This window comes from Promineifilum sp. (SeqCode), from assembly GCF_041918635.1.
GTDB lineage: Bacteria > Chloroflexota > Anaerolineae > Promineifilales > Promineifilaceae > Promineifilum.
The window spans coordinates 1-3,545 of sequence record NZ_JAYRVJ010000226.1 but is presented as its reverse complement, the minus strand read 5'-3'; the positions used below and the strand labels follow the sequence as shown (position 1 = coordinate 3,545).

At 66.8% G+C, this 3,545-nt stretch carries 3 protein-coding genes; all 3 read left to right on the top strand.

Going from position 1 to position 3,545, the window contains the following annotated elements:
* Positions 1 to 1,570 (top strand): DPP IV N-terminal domain-containing protein (locus ACE3UY_RS07785; protein ID WP_374686977.1); only part of this gene is annotated, 1,570 nt, incomplete at its 5' end.
* A gap of 363 nt (positions 1,571 to 1,933) precedes the next feature.
* Positions 1,934 to 2,866: an ABC transporter ATP-binding protein gene (locus tag ACE3UY_RS07780; protein WP_374686976.1), complete on the top strand. Its 933-nt coding sequence runs from the start codon at positions 1,934 to 1,936 to the stop codon at positions 2,864 to 2,866.
* 127 nt (positions 2,867 to 2,993) lie between these two features.
* A partial coding sequence (locus ACE3UY_RS07775) for an ABC transporter permease (RefSeq protein WP_374686975.1) occupies positions 2,994 to 3,545 on the top strand: 552 nt, incomplete at its 3' end.

The window sequence follows — 3,545 nt, the reverse complement described above, 5'->3', positions numbered from 1 at the left end:
TTCTCCCCGCTGGTCGCCCAACGGGGCATGGATCGCCTTCACGACCACCCCCGACGACTATGTGCATGACAGCGAACTCTACGTCATGTCCGTCAGTCCGGACGGAGCTGGTGGTCCGGCCCTGCGGCTAACCCAGGACGAAGCCATGACCTGGGGCGCGGTGTGGTCGCCTGACGGGACACGCCTCGCCTTCACCAGCGGTTGGATCGACGACGCAGAGGTTTACGTCCTCTCGCTGGCCGACCGCCGCCTGTCCCGCCTGACCAATAATAATCACTTTGACGGTTATCCCACCTGGTCACCCGACAGCGGGCGCATCGCCTTCAGCAGCGACCGCGACGGCAACTCCGAGATCTACATCATGGACGCCGATGGTAGCCACCAAACCCGGCTGACCACCGGCAGCGCGCCCGACGCCTATCCCGTCTGGTCGCCCGACGGTGGGCGCATCGCCTATGTCAGCGGCAATGACGCGATGGTCATGAGACCGGACGGCTCCGGCCAGCGGGTCGTGACCGTTGCGGCGTTCAAGGGCGCGGCTTCCGGGCTGGCCTGGTCACCCGATGGGACGCGTCTGGCCTATCAAGTGCAAATATGCCCCTTGCTGCGTATCGGCCCGCCGCCCTGCGCCCACTTCGTGCTGGTCACGGCTGCCGATGGTTCCGGCGGATACAAGCTGGACGAGGGCTTTACTCCTAAGTGGTCACTCACCGGTGATCGCGTGGTTTTGGTCAATGAGGCAAGGCTATTCTCTATCGCGGCCGCGGGCGGCGAGCCTGCCGCCTTAACCCACGGTCACGGGATCGACAACGGCGACCCCGCCTGGTCGCCCTACGGCCGGCTGGCCTTCAGCAGCAACCTGAACGGCGACTATGACATCCACATCATGCACGCCGACCGGGGCCAGGAGCGCCGCGCCCTGACCACCGGCCCGGCCAACGACTGGAACCCCACCTGGTCGCCCGACGGACAGCGCATCGTTTTCACAACCGACCGCGAGGGTAACTGGGAACTCTACACGATGAACGCCGATGGCAGCGGCCAGACCAACCTGACCCACACCTACGCCCCTGAAAACGACGCTGCCTTCTCGCCCGACGGCTCGCGCATCGCCTTCGCCCGCCAGGTGACCGGCAACTGGGATATCTACGTGATGAACGCCGACGGCTCCAGCGTGACGCGGCTGACCACTCACGCGGCCAACGACACCTACCCCACCTGGTCGGCCGACGGCGCGCGCCTTGCCTTCGCCACCAACCGCAACGGCGACGTCGAAATCTACGTCCTGACCCTCGCCGGCCCGCCGGGTAACGAGACGAACCTGAGCCGCTATCCGACGGCCGACGACATGGAACCGGCCTGGTCGCCCGACGGGACGACGATAGCCTTCACCCGCGCCACCAGCCCCGGCGGCGAAATGGAAGTCAACCCTGGAGTCTATCTCATGAACCCCGACGGCAGCGACCAGCGACTGCTGGAGTGGTGGGCGGACGATGACGCCCAACCCGCCTGGCAATCGCAGGTCGAGCTGGGGCCGGTGCGCGGCTGGATTCCGATCATCGGCCGTTGACCGTCTGTAAGGGCGGGTTTGAAACCCGCCCCTACAGGACAACCCAACCACGGTAGGGGCGCACCTACGTGTGCGCCCTGGGGCAGACACGTGTGCGCCCTGGGGCACTACTCGTGCGCCCTGGGGCAGACACGCAGGTCTGCCCCTACTGTTCATTCCCTGCCCACCAACCCTAAAGTCATACCTACAATCTATCTTTTGGCATATCTCCAATCCCCCCCTTGCCACTCCCAGCCGGGCCGCGGCTGGTGGTAGGATGTGGGTAATGAGAGCGCAGGTATGAGATTGAGGGGAGCAGAGGAGCAGGGACACCCCGCCCCTGCTCCCCTGCTCCCCCGCCCCCCTGCTCTCTAAGGAGAACCCATGTCCGACCCGATCATCCAACTGACCGGCATCCACGCCGCCTACCGCCACGGCCGGCAGCGCGTGACGGCCCTCGACGGCGTCGACCTGACTGTCGAGCACGGCGAGATCTTCGGCCTGCTTGGCCCCAACGGCGCGGGCAAGACGACGCTGCTATCCATCCTGGAGGGGCTGCTGCGCCCCGACCGCGGCCGCGTGACCCTCGACGGCATCGACGTGCTGGCCGCGCCGGCCGAGGCCAAGCGCCGTCTGGGCATCCAGTTGCAGCGCTCGGCGCTCATCGACGACCTCACCGTGGCTGAACTGGTGCATCTCTACTCATCGTTATACGAAGTGGAGATGTCGAAGGCGCAGGTGGATGAGCTACTCGCCCGCTTTGACCTGGCCGATAAGGTGCGCAGCTTCGCCCGCCGCCTCTCCGGCGGCCAGCAGCAGCGGCTCGCTCTGGCCCTGGCCGTCGCCAACGACCCGCCCATCGTCCTGCTCGACGAGCCGACCTCGGCCCTCGACCCGCGCGCCCGCCGCGCCATGTGGGACATCATCCGCCGCCTGCACACCGAGGGGCGCACCATCCTGCTGACGACGCATGCGATGGAGGAGGCCGAGGCGCTGTGCAGCCGGGTCGCCATCATCGACCGCGGCCAGATCGTGGCCTGCGACACCCCGGCGGCGCTCATCGACCAGATCGACGTGCGGCCGATTCTTAAGGCTGTGATCGAAGTGCCGCTGGATCGCGTCGCCCCCCTGCCCGGCGTCCGCGCCGCGCGCTACACCGGCCAGCACCTCGAGGTGGAGACGGCCGAGCCGCAAGTGACGCTGGCCGCCCTGCACCAACTGGCCGCCGAACACGGCCGCCGCGTCGGCGACGTCGCCATCCGGCCGCCGAATCTGGAGGATGTGTTTCTTAAGTTGACGGGGCGGAGCCTGGGTTAAAGAGCGGGGGTGCGGGGGTGCGGGGGTGCGGGGGTGCGGGGGTGCGGGGGTGCAGGGGTGAAAGACCACCGACCACCGACCGCCGACCACTGATCTACTGAATACTGCTTACTAAAACGGAGAACTCATGAACCGCTTCACCATCTTCACCAAAGCGCTCGCGCTCATCCACCTGCGCAACCGCTCGGTGCTATTCTGGAACCTGGTCTTCCCGGTGATTACGCTGCTCCTCTACGGAACCGTCTTCAGCGGCGAGGTGTTCGGCGGCACGGCGGCCGGCGACGGCTACATCGACTGGGTGCTGCCCGGCGTGCTGGTGTTCAACGCCCTGTCATTCGGCCTCATCAGCAGTTCGGCCATGATGCTGAGCATGCGCGAGAACGGCGTGTTGCGCCGGCTGCAGGCCACGCCCATGCCCGCCGGTCAGCTCGTCGGGGCGTACCTGCTGGTCAACGTGACCATCGTCCTGCTGCAAAGCGTGATCATCATCGCCGTGGCCAAGATCGTCTTCGGCGCGGCGGTGACGGTTGGCGGGCTACTGCTGGCCCTGCCCATGCTGCTGGTGGGCATCATCACCTTCGTCGCCCTGGGCCAGCTGGTCAGCGGCCTCGCGCCGACGCAGAACGTGGCCGTCATGGCCGGCCAGTTGGGCTACTTCGCCCTGCTGTTCGTGACGGAC